General features: G+C 41.9%; 17 protein-coding genes. 9 read left to right on the forward strand and 8 right to left on the reverse strand.

The genetic code is table 11. The features are described 5' to 3' along the window. The first annotated feature begins 57 nt into the window (after positions 1-57). Both C6Y06_RS02095 and C6Y06_RS02100 read left to right on the forward strand, forming a co-directional pair. Positions 58-897 (forward strand): flagellar hook-basal body protein, encoded by an 840-nt coding sequence (locus C6Y06_RS02095; RefSeq protein ID WP_003215293.1) that lies wholly within the window; start codon positions 58-60, stop codon positions 895-897. Between the two features lie 30 nt (positions 898-927). Then, positions 928-1,746, forward strand: coding sequence for a flagellar hook-basal body protein (locus C6Y06_RS02100; protein WP_066031629.1), 819 nt, complete (start codon positions 928-930; stop codon positions 1,744-1,746). Positions 1,747-1,760: 14 nt separating this feature from the next. Here C6Y06_RS02100 and C6Y06_RS02105 read toward each other — a convergent pair whose 3' ends face one another. Beyond that, on the reverse strand, positions 1,761-2,816 hold the full coding sequence (locus C6Y06_RS02105) for a tetratricopeptide repeat protein (protein WP_060597469.1): 1,056 nt from the start codon (positions 2,814-2,816) through the stop codon (positions 1,761-1,763). Between the two features lie 218 nt (positions 2,817-3,034). Here C6Y06_RS02105 and fabZ point away from each other — a divergent pair, with 218 nt between their 5' ends. Then, positions 3,035-3,469, forward strand: a complete 435-nt coding sequence (gene fabZ / locus C6Y06_RS02110) for a 3-hydroxyacyl-ACP dehydratase FabZ (RefSeq protein WP_012011512.1) — start codon at positions 3,035-3,037, stop codon at positions 3,467-3,469. A 126-nt stretch (positions 3,470-3,595) separates the two neighbouring features. Next, positions 3,596-3,991 (forward strand): large conductance mechanosensitive channel protein MscL, encoded by a 396-nt coding sequence (gene mscL / locus C6Y06_RS02115; RefSeq protein ID WP_034660234.1) that lies wholly within the window; start codon positions 3,596-3,598, stop codon positions 3,989-3,991. 27 nt (positions 3,992-4,018) lie between these two features. Here mscL and C6Y06_RS02120 read toward each other — a convergent pair whose 3' ends face one another. Continuing rightward, on the reverse strand, positions 4,019-4,429 hold the full coding sequence (locus tag C6Y06_RS02120; RefSeq protein ID WP_003215215.1) for a YwpF-like family protein: 411 nt from the start codon (positions 4,427-4,429) through the stop codon (positions 4,019-4,021). Positions 4,430-4,546: 117 nt separating this feature from the next. On the opposite strand from C6Y06_RS02120, the gene C6Y06_RS02125 reads away from it, so the two are divergent. From C6Y06_RS02125 to ytvA, 3 genes are all read left to right on the forward strand, one after another. Then, on the forward strand, positions 4,547-4,903 hold the full coding sequence (locus C6Y06_RS02125) for a hypothetical protein (RefSeq protein WP_060597468.1): 357 nt from the start codon (positions 4,547-4,549) through the stop codon (positions 4,901-4,903). 401 nt (positions 4,904-5,304) lie between these two features. Continuing rightward, a complete protein-coding gene (locus C6Y06_RS02130) occupies positions 5,305-6,165 on the forward strand; it encodes a Cof-type HAD-IIB family hydrolase (protein ID WP_212039387.1) in 861 nt (286 codons plus the stop codon). Between the two features lie 152 nt (positions 6,166-6,317). Further along, on the forward strand, positions 6,318-7,106 hold the full coding sequence (gene ytvA / locus C6Y06_RS02135; protein WP_034660232.1) for a YtvA family blue-light photoreceptor: 789 nt from the start codon (positions 6,318-6,320) through the stop codon (positions 7,104-7,106). Positions 7,107-7,176: 70 nt separating this feature from the next. Here the strand turns inward: ytvA and C6Y06_RS02140 are convergent, their stop codons facing one another. Continuing rightward, on the reverse strand, positions 7,177-9,954 hold the full coding sequence (locus C6Y06_RS02140) for a DEAD/DEAH box helicase (protein ID WP_106036448.1): 2,778 nt from the start codon (positions 9,952-9,954) through the stop codon (positions 7,177-7,179). Then, on the reverse strand, positions 9,941-11,548 hold the full coding sequence (locus C6Y06_RS02145; protein ID WP_106036449.1) for an SWIM zinc finger family protein: 1,608 nt from the start codon (positions 11,546-11,548) through the stop codon (positions 9,941-9,943). Before C6Y06_RS02145 ends, C6Y06_RS02140 begins: the two co-directional genes overlap by 14 nt. Positions 11,549-11,734: 186 nt before the next feature. Here C6Y06_RS02145 and C6Y06_RS19975 point away from each other — a divergent pair, with 186 nt between their 5' ends. After that, positions 11,735-11,878 (forward strand): YwzD family small protein, encoded by a 144-nt coding sequence (locus C6Y06_RS19975; RefSeq protein ID WP_003214884.1) that lies wholly within the window; start codon positions 11,735-11,737, stop codon positions 11,876-11,878. 116 nt (positions 11,879-11,994) lie between these two features. Then, entirely contained in the window at positions 11,995-13,314 is a 1,320-nt protein-coding gene (locus C6Y06_RS02150) for a UDP-glucose dehydrogenase family protein (RefSeq protein ID WP_106036450.1), read from the forward strand. 35 nt (positions 13,315-13,349) lie between these two features. On the opposite strand, the gene chrA is transcribed toward C6Y06_RS02150, so the two are convergent. From chrA to budA, 4 genes are all read right to left on the reverse strand, one after another. Further along, complete coding sequence (chrA, locus tag C6Y06_RS02155) at positions 13,350-13,883, reverse strand: chromate efflux transporter ChrA (protein WP_060597737.1); 534 nt, start codon at positions 13,881-13,883, stop codon at positions 13,350-13,352. Next, entirely contained in the window at positions 13,883-14,473 is a 591-nt protein-coding gene (gene chrB / locus C6Y06_RS02160) for a chromate efflux transporter ChrB (protein WP_189288293.1), read from the reverse strand. Before chrB ends, chrA begins: the two co-directional genes overlap by 1 nt. A gap of 7 nt (positions 14,474-14,480) precedes the next feature. Continuing rightward, positions 14,481-14,957 (reverse strand): chromate efflux transcriptional regulator ChrS, encoded by a 477-nt coding sequence (gene chrS, locus C6Y06_RS02165; RefSeq protein WP_106036452.1) that lies wholly within the window; start codon positions 14,955-14,957, stop codon positions 14,481-14,483. Between the two features lie 153 nt (positions 14,958-15,110). Continuing rightward, a complete protein-coding gene (gene budA, locus C6Y06_RS02170) occupies positions 15,111-15,881 on the reverse strand; it encodes an acetolactate decarboxylase (protein WP_060597462.1) in 771 nt (256 codons plus the stop codon). Between the last annotated feature and the right edge of the window lie 17 nt (positions 15,882-15,898).

Below are 15,898 nucleotides of genomic sequence, written 5' to 3' on the forward strand. Positions count from 1 at the left end.
ATATTTCATAGAAGATTGTGTTTAGGTCATGTGAAAGAATTTTAATGAGGTGAGCACGTGTTAAAAGGACTATACACCGCAACATCTGCCATGATCGCTCAAGAGCGGCGGACAGAAATGCTTTCAAATAATATCGCAAATGCGAATACGCCAGGATATAAAGCGGATGAGGGGACCATGCGGGCATTTCCAGAAATGCTGCTAAGCCGAATGGAGTCAGGACGTTTTCAAACTTCCTCAGGAAAAGGTTTTAGTGTTCCGCAGCAAACGCCGATTGGCGGCATTAATACGGGAACATATATGCAGGAACTAATCCCTCAATTTACACAAGGAACTTTAAAAACAACAGATCAAACAACGGATGTAGCACTAGTCGAAAATAATGTGCCGATCAATCCGGAGACCAATCAGAAATCAGCGCTCTTTTATGCGGTCAATACCCCAGAAGGCGTTCGTTATACGAAAAGCAGCTCAATTACAATGAACGCACAAAATCAGTTGACTATCAATGGGCGTGCCCTTCTTTCTGTGACAGGTCAGCCAATCACGGTTCAGAGTGAGAATTTCAAAGTGAACGCAGATGGAACTGTGAGTGAAAATGGACAAAATCTCGGGCAAATTGATGTACGTGTTGCGATGGATACAAGGAACTTAGCGAGAGAAGGAAATGATTTATACCGTACAGCTGATAACCAGCCCCTGCCAAGCGCAGTCAATAACGGTCAAATGTCCTATACGTTAAGTCAAGGTGTATCGGAGCTGTCGAACGTGGATGTGACAAAATCATATACAGAAATGACAACCGCCTATCGAGCATTTGAAACAAACCAAAAAGTGGTTCAGGCGTATGATAAAAGCTTAGAAAAAGCAGTAAATGAAATTGGCAGAGTGTACTAATCAAGAAATGACAAAGAAAGGAGGATTCTCATGCTTAGAACGATGATCAATGCAGCTGTATCAATGAACGAAGTGCAAAAGCAGCTTGATATTATCAGTAATAACATCGCGAACAGTGAAACAACAGGGTACCGTGCGAAAAATACCCGTTTCTCAGAGCTGATCAGACAACAGTTCAACCAGGTGGATGAAAAAAATGCGCAGGTGGCAAACAGTCGTCTGACACCTGATGGACTAAGGCTTGGTACGGGTACGATGGTCAATGCGTCCATTAACTCGCTGCAAGGCTCGATTAAAGAAACAGGCCGTGATCTTGATGTTGCATTTGGAGCGCCTTCTCAGTATATGCAGGTCAATGTCGGCGGTAATATCCGTTATACAAGAGATGGTTCTCTTTACTTACAGCCAGGCAATAATCGTAATCAAGTGCAGCTTGTCACTAGCGAAGGCCATCCGATTCTTGATGAAAACGGAAATGAAATCGTCTTAAATGCGAATTTCCGTGATATTTCAATTGATAAAAATGGACGTCTGACAGCCATTTCAAGAGATAATCAACCGAATCAGCAAATGAATCTAGGTGTTGTACAAGTCAATAACTCTTCAGCACTTGTCTCTGAAGGAGATAATTTGTTCTCAGTTGACGGTACTTATCAAGGTGCATTAACGGCACTAAATGGAGCAAACCGCCAAGCGATTCAACTTCAGCAAGGTGCACTTGAAACGTCGAATGTGGACATGTCTAAAGAATTAACAGATCTCATGACAACACAGCGCTCCTATCAGATGAACTCAAGAACGATTACGATGGGTGATCAGATGCTTGGATTAGTGAATACAATTCGATAATGAGCAGGTTGACATCAGCCTCTCATGATAAAAAAGGCGGCTCGCTCAAAGTCGCCCTTTTTTTTATAAAAATCTGAGACATCGGCAAGCAGATCCTCAAGATCAATCCAAGCTTCTTTTCGTTCAAGACATGTGACGAGCCTTGCGATCTGCTCATCTGCCTTTGGCGTTTGGCTGTAGAGAAGAAATAAGATTTGGAACTTGATTCTTAAAATATCAAACTGAGAAACAACGGCTTCTTTTAATCCTTTTTGAATATACTTCATTCCTTCATCGGTTAAATTTTCTTTATAACAAGAACGCACCGTTTCGTAGAGGCACGATATATAGGAGTGTGCGGACTTCCGGTATGCTGGGAGACGAAGTGCTTTTTTAAAGTATTCCAGCGCTTTCTTGTGACGATTTTGTCTCGACTGAATAAAGCCAGCGTCATAATAAACGATACCGAGCAATTCTTGATCATCAATGATTTTCACGTATTCGATGATCTCAATAAAAATAGCTTCTGCTTCCTCATATTTTTTTTGATCGCTATAATTAAGGCCGAGCACAATTTTACAACGATAGAGGCTATGATCATCCCCATGCTTTGCAAAGATATCCATGGCTTTTTGAACATGACGAATTGATAACAACGAATAGCGGTTGTTATAATAAACACCACTTGTTCGGAAATGGAACTCTGCTTCCTCCAGCTCATCGTTAAGGAATGACAGGCGTTCTTCCGCCTTTTCGAGATAGTAGATCGCATCATTTTGATCGCTGTTTAAAGCTTCGTAGAGCCCTAGAAAGAAGTAAAAGTAATAGGCCAGTTCTTCGTTCATATCATCTTTGTGCTGCATCAGTTCATGTTTGATTTTTTCTAGGTCCTCTGTCTGATTCATCCAGAGCTGATGGCGAAAAAGCATCAGCTGATAATGTAAATAGAGTTCCTGTTTTTTTGATATTTTACGTTTATGCTTTAATAGAGTTGTTTTGATTTCTTCAGCCTTCGAAAAATGTCGATGCTTCAGCATTGTATACCACGAATGGAGAAGTTTTTTAATGGATTTATCACTCATAAAATTCATTTTTACCCTCTTATTCAATCAATGATGTAATATATATTACCATATTTGTGAAAAAACAATGAGTGTAGTGTGGATTATATTTGATGACAATAGGTAATGATATATTCTATTTTTTACCATATATGCAGAGCGGACGTTGAAAAATACGAGCATTCATAATATACTTCTATAGGAATCAAATGAAGATCATCGATATAGAAAAAAGGAGAGATCAAGATATGCTTGATGCTCAGCAAATTCAAGACATTATTCCACACCGTTATCCATTCTTATTGGTCGACCGTATTTTAGAGGTTGAGGGAGAGAAAAGAGCGGTTGGGATTAAAAATGTCACAGTGAACGAAGAATTTTTTAATGGTCATTTCCCAGGATACCCAGTCATGCCGGGTGTGCTTATTGTAGAAGCACTTGCACAGGTGTTTGGGGTGATTATGTTAGGTAAAGAAGAAAACAAAGGGAAAATTGGTTTGTTTGCAGGAATTGACGGCTGCCGTTTCAAAAGACAGGTGAAGCCTGGCGATCAGCTTCGTTTAGAGGTAGAAGTGACGCGTCTCCGAGGTCCGGTTGCAAAAGGAAAAGCAGTAGCTACAGTAGATGGCGAAGTTGCATGTGAAGCAGAACTAACATTTTCTATCGGTCCTAAAGTATCATGATTTGCCTGGCGGTTCATCAAGGATGAATCGCTTTTTATATGGAAACGACCAGCCTGAACGGATCAGGACTTGCATTTTTGACAAAAAAACGTCATATTAGACAAAAAAAGATGAAGGTGATAAAAGATGCTGAAAGAATTTAGAGAATTTGCAGTCAAGGGAAATGTCATTGACTTGGCTGTAGGTGTCATCATTGGGGGAGCATTTGGCAAAATTGTCACTTCTCTTGTGAATGATTTGATCATGCCGCTCGTCGGTATTATTATTGGGGGACATGATTTTAGCAGTCTATCTATTAAGATCGGATCTGCTCAAATTTTATATGGGAGCTTCATTCAAACAGTGATTGATTTCTTGATTATCTCGTTTTCCATTTTTATCTTTATTCGTTATTTGAATAAATTAAAACGGAAAAAGGTAGAGGAAGAAGAGGTTGTAGAAACGCCGGATCAAACGGAAGTTTTACTAACTGAAATTAGAGATCTATTGAAAAATCAAAGCCAATCGAAAGATGTGCAATAGAAAAAGAGCGGCTAATCCCGCTCTTTTTTATGTGTTTTGTTTAAATGCATCCAGCAGTTTTTCTCCGGAAAGCCCCTCTTTGACGAGGTCTTTTAGTACTTCTTCGGTTTCTGTTCTGTAACGGTTTGTAATCATTTTACCATCGAGCAGCACAGAAATGTTTTCTTCTAAAGCAACAATGTTTTTGACTTGGACAGATAGATGAACAGGGCGGTTGTTTTCTTTTGTGATTGTCACAAGAATCTTCACTTCAGTGTGCTGTTGAAAAAGCACCTCAAACACCTGTCTATGTTTCTTTGGAATGAGTGCCTCGATCATCCAGTGATTTTCACCATCTTCTTTATTAATGATTAAACCGTCACGAAGGGGAATGCTGGACATTTTATCTTGCTTTGGATCAAGTTCGATTTTTAAATCAATCAGCCTAAAGGTTTTCATATTTATCACCTCACAAGCGTTCATTATTCGTAAGTATTATTATAGCATACAACATCTTTATAAATGAAACCGCTGCCTGCTTAGAACGAGCTGCATATGAGTGAAAGGAGATGTTTTATGGAGTCCTATCAATTGCGAAACATACATATTGGCGAGGAGAAGGCAAAGAGCACAATGCGCGTTTATTCGTGGGGAGACATTCTTTCATTTTGTGATGTGTACATGGAAGAAGGCGAGTCACTCACGTTTCAATACGTCACCGAGGATCAAATGGACTGCTTTGAATTTCAATTGTCAATTCATGACGGACAGCTTTGTTTTTATTGGTTTGCGTGGGACGGTGCTGATTATATTCACATGCCTTCTAGTAATTGGATTCATTCAGACGTTTTTTATCAATTTATGAAAAATAAGTTTTTCATCAAACAAAACAAGATGATGTTTTATACTCAAGCGGTAAAAAACAGAAATTAAAGAGGAAATAGAGAATTTGAGAGATCATTTTGTCATTTTCATGTTTTGTCACATACGACCTTTCTCAGTAGACTAAGGGCAGTTGAAAGGAAAGGAGGTACGGTTTGAAACAAAAGGTAACGTCTAGCATCTGACAGCCCCCCTCTAGCTAAAGCTGATAGACGCTGCCTTGTGCATAAGAACACTGCGTAATAGAACCATAGCTTCTTTGTATAGGTCATGTGTCCCCTGTAAATCCCCTTGTGTGTATCCGGTCATGTAGCGTGGCCGGGTACCCTTTTATTCACTGATAAACCGATCACCTCTTGCAAATAGTGGATACTCATTTCATAATGATGATGGATTTTATCAGCAGTATGATAGCCGAAAATGGAGACAAAAAGGAGAGAACGATGACAAACATTCAATTGATCGCAACGGATTTAGACGGAACTTTATTGAACAGTGAACACAAAGTGAGTCGGGAAAATGAGCAGGCATTAAAGGAAGCAGCGGCGAATGGAATGGAAGTTGTCGTTTCAACAGGAAGAGCGTATTTTGATGTGAGGTCTATTTTTGATCAGCTTGGTATGAATACATGGGTGATTAGTGCCAATGGAGCTGTGATTCATGATCCGGCTGGACAAGTGTACCATTCAGCTATTTTACACGAAGAAAAGGCCAAACATATATTGTCATGGCTTGAAGAACGTGACTATTATTATGAAGTTTTTACAAACGAAGCCATTTTCACACCGAATCGCGGCAGAGAGCTTCTTGCGATTGAAATGGACCGCTTAAAAAGTGCTAATCCAAAAACGGATCGAAATATTTTAAAACAAGCGGCAGAAGTTCAATACAGTCAGTCAGGTTTTTCTTATATTGATACATATAAAGAATTGTTCCGTGAGGATCGAAAGCTTTCATTCTACAATATCTTAGGTTTCTCTTTCTTTGAAGACAGATTGAAGGCAGGATGGGATATGTTTGGTGATGATTCAGATGTCACAATGGTTAGTTCAGCCGATCATAACTTTGAAATTGGTTCAAAGGAAGCATCTAAAGGGCAGGCATTAACAAGGCTGGCAGAACGACTTGGTATTCCTTTAAGCCAGACAGCGGCTGTAGGAGACAGTTTAAATGACGAATCGATGCTTCTAGCAGCTGGTGTTGGGGTTGCGATGGGCAATGCGAGACAGGATATGAAGGAAATCGCTGATCATGTCACGTTAACAAATGATGAACATGGTGTGGCGCATATGATTCGACACCTTTTGAAATAGATGAATCGGATGTCGTTGTATAAATCACATAGGATAAAGCGCATTCTACAAAAGAGGAATTCAGAACTACTTCTATTTACACCTGATGTGGAACATCATATAATTTAATTATGAACATAACCCGCTTGTAAGAAATTAAGGAGAGTAAACGAATGGCGCTGGAATCTTATAAGTCCGAAAATCTGCATTTAATCAAGGAAGCCTTAGATTATACTCAGGTTGGCCTGACGGTGACGGACCCGTCTTTACCTGATAATCCTTTAATATATGTGAACAAGGGCTTTTTAGATATGACAGGCTATCAAGAACCCGAGGTATTGGGGAAAAATTGTCGTTTCCTTCAAGGAAATGAAACCGAGCAAATCGCTCTCAATCAAATTAGAACAGCTATTGAGAACAAAGAAGCTGTCACTGTTCAGCTGAAAAATTATAAAAAATCTGGACAGATGTTTTGGAATGAGCTAAGTGTGGCTCCTCTTTGGATTGACGAAAATGAAGGAAAACGTCTTTATTTCGTTGGTCTGCAAAAAGATGTCACGAAAGAGAAGGAACAGCAGGAGCTTCTTGAGCAATCGATTGATGAAGTGCTGAATATTTCTGTTCCAATTGTTCCTGTGAAAGATGGTATTTCTGTGTTACCGATCATTGGTACGTTAACAGCGCCAAGATTTCATAAAATTATCTCAACAGTCTCCACCTATATCTCTCAATCCAAGGACGATTATTTTATTGTCGATCTGTCTGGTTTATTAGAAGTGGATTCATTTGTGGCAGATGCAATTTTTAAGCTGAACGATTTAATTTTAATGACTGGTACTGAACTCATTGTGACAGGAATTAAACCGAATCTTGCGATGAAAATGGGAGAAATGAGAGAGGACTTCCGTGAATTGAATACGTATATGAACGTGAAATCTGCATTGAAAAAGCTGCACATTTAACCTAAGTTCATATGAAATGAAAAAAGAGGACTTTTCATCATGTTTGAGAAAAGTCCTCTTTTTGCTGGGATTAAGATGATTGAGCGGCCGCACTTAATGTGAATAAATCTTCTAGTTCGTTCGTCGATAGCTCAGTAATCCAACTTTCACTTTGGATAATTTGATCATTTAACGTTTGTTTTGTTTCGAGCATTTGATCGATTTTTTCCTCAATCGTGCCCGTTGTGATCATCTTATGGACGTGAACAAATCGTTTTTGTCCGATCCGATAAGCACGGTCTGTCGCTTGGTTTTCCACAGCAGGATTCCACCATCTGTCGTAGTGAATGACATGGTTTGCGGCAGTTAGGTTAAGTCCTGTTCCTCCTGCTTTTAAAGAGAGAATTAAGATGTTGAATTCTTTCTTCTGGAAGCGATCCACCATTTTATCCCGCTCCTGTTTTGACAGACTGCCATTTAAAAATTGAACTGGTTCTCCAAACATCTTTTCCGCCAGCTGCTTGATCATGTTCCCCATTCCAATATACTGCGTAAAGATGAGGCAGCTTTCTCCTTGCTCATGTATTGCTTTTAACAGCTCTGCGAGTTTATCCATTTTTAATGAACGTTTCAGCAGTTTCACATCTGTTCCACTCTCTTTTAAATAGAGAGCCGGGTGATCGCAAATCTGTTTGAGTCTGCCGAGCATACTTAAAATAATGGCTTTCCGCTGCATTCCTGTTAACGAAGCCATGTGTTCGAATGTATCCTTCACGAGCTGTTCATATAAAGAAGCCTGCTCAGCGGATAGCGGAATGAATTCTTTTTCTTCGAGTTTCTCAGGCAGGTTCAGGGCGACCTCTTCATCTTGCTTTGTTCTTCTTAATAGGAAGGGCTTTATCAGCTGCTGCAGCTGTTCAATTCTTTTTTCATCACGGTCTTTTTCAATCGGCAGGACGAACTTCTTATGAAAGCTCGTCAGGCTGCCGAGATATCCTTTGTTGACGAAGTCGAAAATGGACCAAAGCTCTGTCAAACGGTTTTCCATAGGTGTCCCGCTAAGGGCAATGTGATGCTGCCCTTTGAGCTGTCTGATCGCTCTCGATTGTTTCGTATGGGCGTTTTTGATGTTTTGGGCTTCGTCTAAACAAATCGTATCCCACTTTGCTGACGTTAATTCATCACGATCAGAATGTGAGAGTCCATAAGACGTCAGGACAATATCTGTTGACTCGTATGCCTTTGTAAAGTGTTCCCCTTGAGGGCGCGATGGCCCGTAATGCAGAGCGACATTCAAATGTGGTGCGAAGGTTTCAAGCTCTCGCTGCCAGTTTCCTAAAACAGAGGTCGGCGCAATGATGAGAGATGGAGCGGCATTTTGCTTCTGCTCTTTCAGATATGTGAAATACGCAATCATTTGAATCGTTTTTCCAAGGCCCATATCATCTGCTAAACAAGCCCCGAATCCATGAGATCTTAAAAATAACAGCCAGTTGACACCATGCTGCTGATACGGCCTTAGTGTGCCTTTGAAGGACTCACTCATTTCGTAGGAAGGCAGCTCATGCGTATCATTTAACTGATGGACAAGTCCTCTTAATTGAGACGAAAGTTCAAATTGAATATGTGCAAATGCTGAGCTGTCTAGCAGTTCTGGTATCGATTCAGAGGATGCTTCTTGATCTGCCAGCTCGCGTGACAAAATATCAGACATGTGCAGCCCTTCATTTTCGGCGCGCTCCATCCATTTTTTCATTTGCTGGATGAAGGTTGGATCGATTTTGATCCATTGCCCTCGAATGTTGACAAGGCGCCGTTTACTTTGGACAAGCTCGTTGAACTCATCTTCTGTCAGCTCGATGCCGTTTGTAGCAAAGCGCCAATTAAAGTCCATCAAGGCATCCATTCCGACATGCGACTCGCCTCGCGGGGTAGAGGAAATCCTTGCTTTTAGCATCATGGTGCTTTCTTTGACGATTTGCCACCACGATGGGAGCAGGATCTCAATGCCCATATTCACAAGTGTTTCACTTGCTTCAGACAGGAAGAGCCATGCTTCGTCTTCTGACATGAGCGTGGTGCCAGATGTGAAAGAGAGCCAAGGTACAATTTGACTGAATCGCTCCAGCTCTCTTGAGATTTTATCTTGATACGGATGCCAAGACCTTTTCAATGAACGGATACCCTCAAAAAAGTGAAGGTCGCTGTTTTTCTTATTACGCAAAAACAATTCGATTTTCCAATCATCTCCGTCGAAATCCGGTTCATTTAAGCGCAAGCCGACAGTGAAAGGCGTCTCGTCATCAATCCAGCCAATCGTCTCCAAGAAATCCTGCTCATCCAAAAAGTGTCCTTGGAAGGATGAGAGCGCAGGCGATTGTGCTGTCATGCGGTTCCATTTGTGCTGCAAGGCATCATCATATTGAATGTAATCCTGTACGGCAAAGGAGAACCAATCAGCCGTATAGCCATCTAATAGTCCTTCTTTGTCTTTAAACCGAAGCACACCTTCTGTCCACGCCTCGTAATCGGGAACGAAATCTTCGTCCTCGATGAATTCGTAAATGGTGGAGGCTGTCTTCATCAGTGGTTCCGTTTCATCCGTTAATGTCACATGACTAAAGGTATTAAATGAATTTTTTCCTAGTAATTCAACGGTCATCCAAGGGCTTAACAGGAAGGCAGGTGTGCCAATAAAGCTCACATCTTCTAAAAATGTTCCGTAAAAAGACGATTCGTGCCATTGGAAAAGCTGCCTCTTCATTTCATTAAGTGGAACAGGGTGTCCGTCCTCTGCTTGCGCTGAAATGGTGAAAGAGAAATCTTCTGTTTGTTCTGCATGAATGACAATTTGTTTATGGCGTGTCATCAATTAATTTTCCTTTCTTCATTTCCTCTTGGAACGCACGCAGCCGTTTCGTTGAATCCTGCAGCTGCTTGACATATCTTTCCCAAATCGCGGTTTTTTTCGTTTTATGATAAAGCGTGCGTAGTTTTTTTAGCATTTTCACAGATTCTCGATAAGCACTTCGATTCTTTTGATCGAGAAGCAGTGAGATTTCACGGTGGTACGATGGAATGAGCGCTTCAGGCTCCTCTTTTGCAATTTGTTTGATCAGATCCTTCTCCAGTTCACTGATGGAGAAACCAACAAGGCTGTGAATCTCAATCCATTCTGCATAACGCTGCTGTGCATATAATAGCTGACTATATTCAGTAAACGCATAGGGCATGCAGATTTGGAGGTAGCGTTCATATAAATGATGATCCTTCGTCTGCTTAAAGTATGCGTCTAAATAAAAGAAGAAATCACTGACGGCTCCTCGCAGTTCTCTATAGGAAAGGTCGAGCTGGCAATATTCCTCTAAAATATAGGTGATCTCATGATACCAGAGCTTGAGCCGCTTCCAGTCCTTGCGGTTTGTGAGATCCTTCAGCCAATTGAGCACATTTGGCAGCATATCTGCATTGAGCAGCTGTAATTGCTGAAAGAGGCTTTCGTCTTCTTTCTGTAAATAATCCATGTGCATCAGCCCGATGGTACGTTCAACCGTTTGTTCTTGCTGCTGAGCGTTCTTCAGTAATTCTGTTTCTTTTTTAACCCATTTCCCTCTATTTAATATGGTGCCCCAAATCTCCATAAAGACCGCTACTCGTTCATGCTGGAAAGGTCCGTTTATTTGAAGAAGTGCCCGAACGGCAGTTGGTGTGTTTTCAAGAAACGGATCGAGGGAAAAGGAAAGGGCGTATGTCTTCAAGTGATCCACTGAATCGAAAATGGTGTTCATGAGCTGTTCTACATATGGATTCATGGAATAAAAATCCTTCTCGGCATCAAGCCGTTCGAGGTCGATCAATTGATGAATCCTTAACCACACATCGATTGAGGTATGAATCGCATACAAACTCTTGAATTCAGGTGAATGAGGTGCGTGTTTTTTTAGGATTGATAAATAGCCGTAATACAAATGCTGCGGTGTTTGCTGGTGCTTTGGTGTCCGTTTCAGCCAGAGGTTAAATTCCTCTTGGAAAAAATTCAGCCAGCTTTGGAGTGATTGTTCGTCTGGGCGCTTCACTTGGAAGTGCTGGCGAATCAATTCTTTGCTACGTTGTAATTCATCCTTTTCTGACCAATTTTCTGTAAATCCGGTCACACTCTCTACTTGAGCGTATAGCGAAAAGAAGACAGCGAGAATGTGTTTACAAAGTCCATCCGCCGGACATGAGCAGCTGCTTCTCACAGGAAACAGCACATGAAGGTGGACTCTTGCTGCCACGACATCATGTACATAAGCTGACCATTCCGTATCAGATTCTTGCTTGAGACGATATACACTGTCCTGTCTATAAGTAATCAATGCTTTTTTGATGAGTTGTTTGTTTTCATCTGTTGCAGGAAGAAGTTCTTTGAGCTGTTCGGCTGTTTGTTTGATTTCTTCTTCGTTGATGTTGTGCTGAAGCATTTGATCCGCTCCTAACCAAGTAAAAGATTCCAATTCTTTTATTATAGCTCAATGGTGATTTATAAAAAAGTTTTTCATGAAAATGGTCATAAATTTCAAAAGCTGTCGAATGATGTATTAGAGTATTGCATAAACCAACCATACAGCATATAATAATGAAATTAGTGGAATCGAAAGGATACAGACATGGACAATAAGGGTTTAAATCAAGAAGAGTTTTTAAAAATTTTGATGTACGCTCATGATATTGGTGAGAATTCAAATGATGTCACCACAAAAGAAATGCTTGAAAATCTGATTGCTCATATTCGAAATGGTCTTGTTTCATAAAAGTGACCCCCTGCTAGTGATGGCAGGGGGTTTTTGTATGCTTTTATGAATGGAACGAAAGCTCCCGGCATACGATGTCATTACAAGCATAAGGCGTATGGGGAGCTGATGGTGTCATGAATATTGCAATTGCAGGCTGTGGATATGTGGGGTTGGTCACAGGTGTGTGTTTAGCGGAGGCAGGGCACAATGTGGCGTGTATTGATATTGACCGGAAAAAGGTCATGCAGCTGAAACAAGGACATCCACCAATGTATGAGCCAGGATTAAAAGAATTGCTGAAACGCAATCTTGAGCAAGGACGAATTCAATTTTACATAAATGGAGCGGCAGCCTACCCGCGGGCTGATGTGTTAATGATTGCGGTCGGCACCCCGCAGCAGGCAGACGGCCAAGCTGATTTACAGTATGTGTTTCGGGCTGCAAAGGAGATGGGCACAAAAGCGAAATCAGGTGCGGTTCTTGTGGTGAAAAGTACGGTGCCTGTCGGAACGGGTGATCAAATCGATCAGATGATACATCAAGAATTAGGACGGAATGAGCCGTTATCTATTGCATCTAACCCAGAATTTTTACGGGAAGGCTCTGCCATTTCAGATACTTTGAGGGCAGATCGGCTTGTCATTGGGGCTGAAACAAAAGCCGTATTAGACCAGCTAGAGGAGATGTATGCTGATTTCCACCTGCCAGTGGTCAAAACAGACCGAAAAAGTGCCGAAATGATCAAGTATGCATCAAATGCTTTTCTTGCGACTAAAATCAGCTTTATGAATGAGATTGCTTCCATTTGTGAAAAAACAGGTGCTGATGTTGAATGGGTTGCGCGGGGAATGGGGCTCGATCAGCGGATCGGTTCTTCGTTTCTCAAGGCGGGGATTGGCTACGGAGGTTCTTGTTTTCCAAAGGATACAAATGCACTTGTCCAAATCGCAGGGCATGTGTCCCACGATTTTGAGCTGCTAAAGGCTGTCATTAAAGTAAACAATGAGCAGCGAGCTGGTTTTATCCGAAGCATTCAGGAGAGACTGGGGGCAAATCTTGAAGGGAAGCGAATTGCGCTTCTTGGCCTGTCCTTTAAACCGAATACAGACGATATGAGGGAGGCGCCGTCGGTTCCGATCGCTCATGAACTCCATCAATTAGGCGCGGAGCTTGTGGCTTATGATCCTGTTGCTACACGTCATGCCGCTCGTGAACTGCCGGATCAAGTCTTGTTTGCTCAAACGATTGAAGAAGCGATAAAGGATGTCCATGCAGTTTGTATATTAACAGAGTGGACGGAGATTCAGACGTTTCCGCTCACGTCCTACAAGGAATGGATGAGACAGCCGCTTATTTTTGATGGGCGAAACTGTCACACGCTTGAAGCGGCAGAACAAGCAGGGGTCGAGTATCATTCGATTGGGCGCAGACCGGTTTCTCCAATTTATATGTAAAAGAAAACCGATAACAGGCCATGTTATCGGTTTTTTTAATGCGGCAGAATGAATCCGCCATATAAAAAGGCAGCCACAATGAGAAAGGCGGGGTGCATTTTGAATTTGGTCATAAAGAAAAAGGAGATCGCGGCAATGGCGAATGATTGCGTCCAGCCGATGGCTTTCACTGCATCTCCGCCGATTTCCCATGTTAATAAAAGCATCATCATCGCAATGACGGGCTGTACGGATAAGGTCATGCCTTTTACGACAGGGGATTGGCGAAAGCGGTCAATCAGCTTGAGCAATAAAATCAATCCAATGGCTGATGGCAGTACAGTTGCAAGCAGTGCCACGATAAAGCCCGGCCAGCCCATGACGTCATAGCCTACATATGCCGCGATCTTCGTAGCAATTGGTCCTGGCAGTGCATTGGCTAATGCAAGCATATTGGAGAACCCTTCGTTCGTCATCCAATGAAAATGATTGACGATTTCTTCATAATTGAGCGGGATGGATGCAGGTCCTCCGCCATATCCTAATAGATTGGACAAGAAGAATGCCCAGAATAAAAAGAGAATCAGCATCATGAAGACACTCCTTTCTCTTTATTTGTTCGATTCCAGCGTTGTTTCAGTTTGAAATGAAAGGCGCCATAGAATAAAAAGATGATGACAATGATTCCTGGATGAATGGACAGCACCTGCAGTCCGATAAAGGCAAGAAGGAATAGAGCGATACCGAAGATCGTTCCGAAGCCTTTCAGCGTTTTTTGTCCAAACTCATATGCCATGATGCCTAGCAGAACGGCAATAACTGGTGTTACGGCGCCAATCATATTTTGAATGATTTGTGAGGAGCTTAAGACGCTGACAAGTGTGACGAGTGCCACCATGGCGAGACATGTTGGTAAAATATGAGCAGCTGTTGCGACAATTGCGCCGGATACGCCCTTCAATCGATAGCCGAGATATGCAGACATTTTGGTCGCGATCGGACCTGGTAATGCATTGGCGATGGCGAGTGTTTCTCCAAACTCGTCATCATTGATCCATTGATATTTCACCACCGCTTCATGGCGAATGAGCGGTATGACGGAAGGGCCTCCGCCAAAACCGAGAATACCGGTTCGCACCATAGCGATGATGAGTTCAATATATGATTGCAAGTGCTTCAACTCCTGTCTACAATTTCATGCCCATTCGGCTTTTGTATCGTTTAATGAGCATTTGGCAGTCCACACTCACGACGCCTTCTAGCGGGTATAGCTTTTTTGTCAGGAATGCCTCCATTTCCTGTTCATTTTGAAAAATGCCATGCATATGCAGCTTGCTTGGCCCTGTCATGTGATAAAGGCTTGTGACAGCTGTTTCCTGCTCAAGTTGAAGGGCTACTGCTTCTAAAAATTTCGGTTCCACTTCTACATTAAAGAAGACAGAGACGTGAATGCCGATCTTAGCAGGGTTAATCACAGTGGTGAATCGTTCAATGACGCCTGCTTCAATCAGCTGCTGAATGCGGGCTTGCACAGCTACACGTGAAAGACCGACTTGTTTCCCGAGATCTGTATAGGACATACGCCCGTCCTCGTGTAATAGGGATAAAATTTGTTTATCCCTTTCATCTAATGTTAGGTTCGGAATGCTATAGTCGTTTGACACCGTATAACCACCTTTCTTCTGTTGGTATTTTATCATATTTAATTACGAATAGAATGAATGAATTTCAATTTACTAACGAAATGAAATATCATGGAGTGATAAATAATCTTTTTGCATAAAAAGACACCCCGGAATCAACGGGGTGTCTTCATTTTATTGATCTGGGCTGCTTTCCGCACTGGCAATTTGTTGTGCAAGGTCAGCTCGATCAATGTCTGCTTGGAAGAATTCCTGCGTATTTGGCAGATGTAAATTCATATGACGTTTTTGAGAAATGCGGATGGTCACTTGATCAACGGTGTAATCAAATACGTGTCCGCCGACACTTCGATCATCATCAATGAAATGAAGATGATATCCACTCACCGCAATACCATGTGCGTACTGCGGTGTACGGAAACCAGCGATCGTTCCTTGAATATCCTCGAAATCGAAAATAGGCTGTGACTTGACTGCTTCCACCATCGGAACGTAAGGTTTTTCCTGTTTTTCGACCGTACGTGTTTGAACCTTTTTGAATGATCCATCAATGCGGATCGCATAAAAAACATTCTTACTAGGTAAAATGCGGTCGATTTCTTCTTCTAGCTCTTTGGACGTCATGGTTGCATCAATTCGATGAACGATATCTGTTTCAAAGAATGCTAGAGAGCAGAATGGTGAATAGTCTTGATCGGTAACCGGTGTCGCTGTTCCATCCGAGCGCAGTCGATAAAATGCGCCGTCAAAGCCGATCAGCTCTCCATCTAATTGATTGAATGTACCAATGCCGAAATCACCGTGCTTGGGAATATGTGCAAGGGAGAAATCTCCATCATATACGGCTTCCAGCAAAGAGGTCATCGTCGATACTTGATAAACCTCTTGCTGTTTGTCATGTTGTCTTGTGTCGTTCTGTTGATTCATTGGGTGCATCATACCCATATCCGCTCACTCCTTTG

Origin of the sequence: Bacillus sp. MZGC1 (genome assembly GCF_002998605.1) — a bacterium.
Classification (GTDB): domain Bacteria; phylum Bacillota; class Bacilli; order Bacillales; family Bacillaceae; genus Bacillus.

Bases quoted from the DNA above. Each gene is read 5' to 3' on its own strand.
- C6Y06_RS02100 (WP_066031629.1), top strand. From the start codon at position 928: ATGCTTAGAACGATGATCAATGCAGCTGTATCAATGAACGAAGTGCAA.
- C6Y06_RS02105 (WP_060597469.1), bottom strand. From the start codon at position 2,816: ATGAATTTTATGAGTGATAAATCCATTAAAAAACTTCTCCATTCGTGG.
- fabZ (WP_012011512.1), top strand. From the start codon at position 3,035: ATGCTTGATGCTCAGCAAATTCAAGACATTATTCCACACCGTTATCCA.
- mscL (WP_034660234.1), top strand. From the start codon at position 3,596: ATGCTGAAAGAATTTAGAGAATTTGCAGTCAAGGGAAATGTCATTGAC.
- C6Y06_RS02120 (WP_003215215.1), bottom strand. From the start codon at position 4,429: ATGAAAACCTTTAGGCTGATTGATTTAAAAATCGAACTTGATCCAAAG.
- C6Y06_RS02125 (WP_060597468.1), top strand. From the start codon at position 4,547: ATGGAGTCCTATCAATTGCGAAACATACATATTGGCGAGGAGAAGGCA.
- ytvA (WP_034660232.1), top strand. From the start codon at position 6,318: ATGGCGCTGGAATCTTATAAGTCCGAAAATCTGCATTTAATCAAGGAA.
- C6Y06_RS02140 (WP_106036448.1), bottom strand. From the start codon at position 9,954: ATGACACGCCATAAACAAATTGTCATTCATGCAGAACAAACAGAAGAT.
- C6Y06_RS02145 (WP_106036449.1), bottom strand. From the start codon at position 11,548: ATGCTTCAGCACAACATCAACGAAGAAGAAATCAAACAAACAGCCGAA.
- C6Y06_RS19975 (WP_003214884.1), top strand. From the start codon at position 11,735: ATGGACAATAAGGGTTTAAATCAAGAAGAGTTTTTAAAAATTTTGATG.
- C6Y06_RS02150 (WP_106036450.1), top strand. From the start codon at position 11,995: ATGAATATTGCAATTGCAGGCTGTGGATATGTGGGGTTGGTCACAGGT.
- chrA (WP_060597737.1), bottom strand. From the start codon at position 13,883: ATGCTGATTCTCTTTTTATTCTGGGCATTCTTCTTGTCCAATCTATTA.
- budA (WP_060597462.1), bottom strand. From the start codon at position 15,881: ATGGGTATGATGCACCCAATGAATCAACAGAACGACACAAGACAACAT.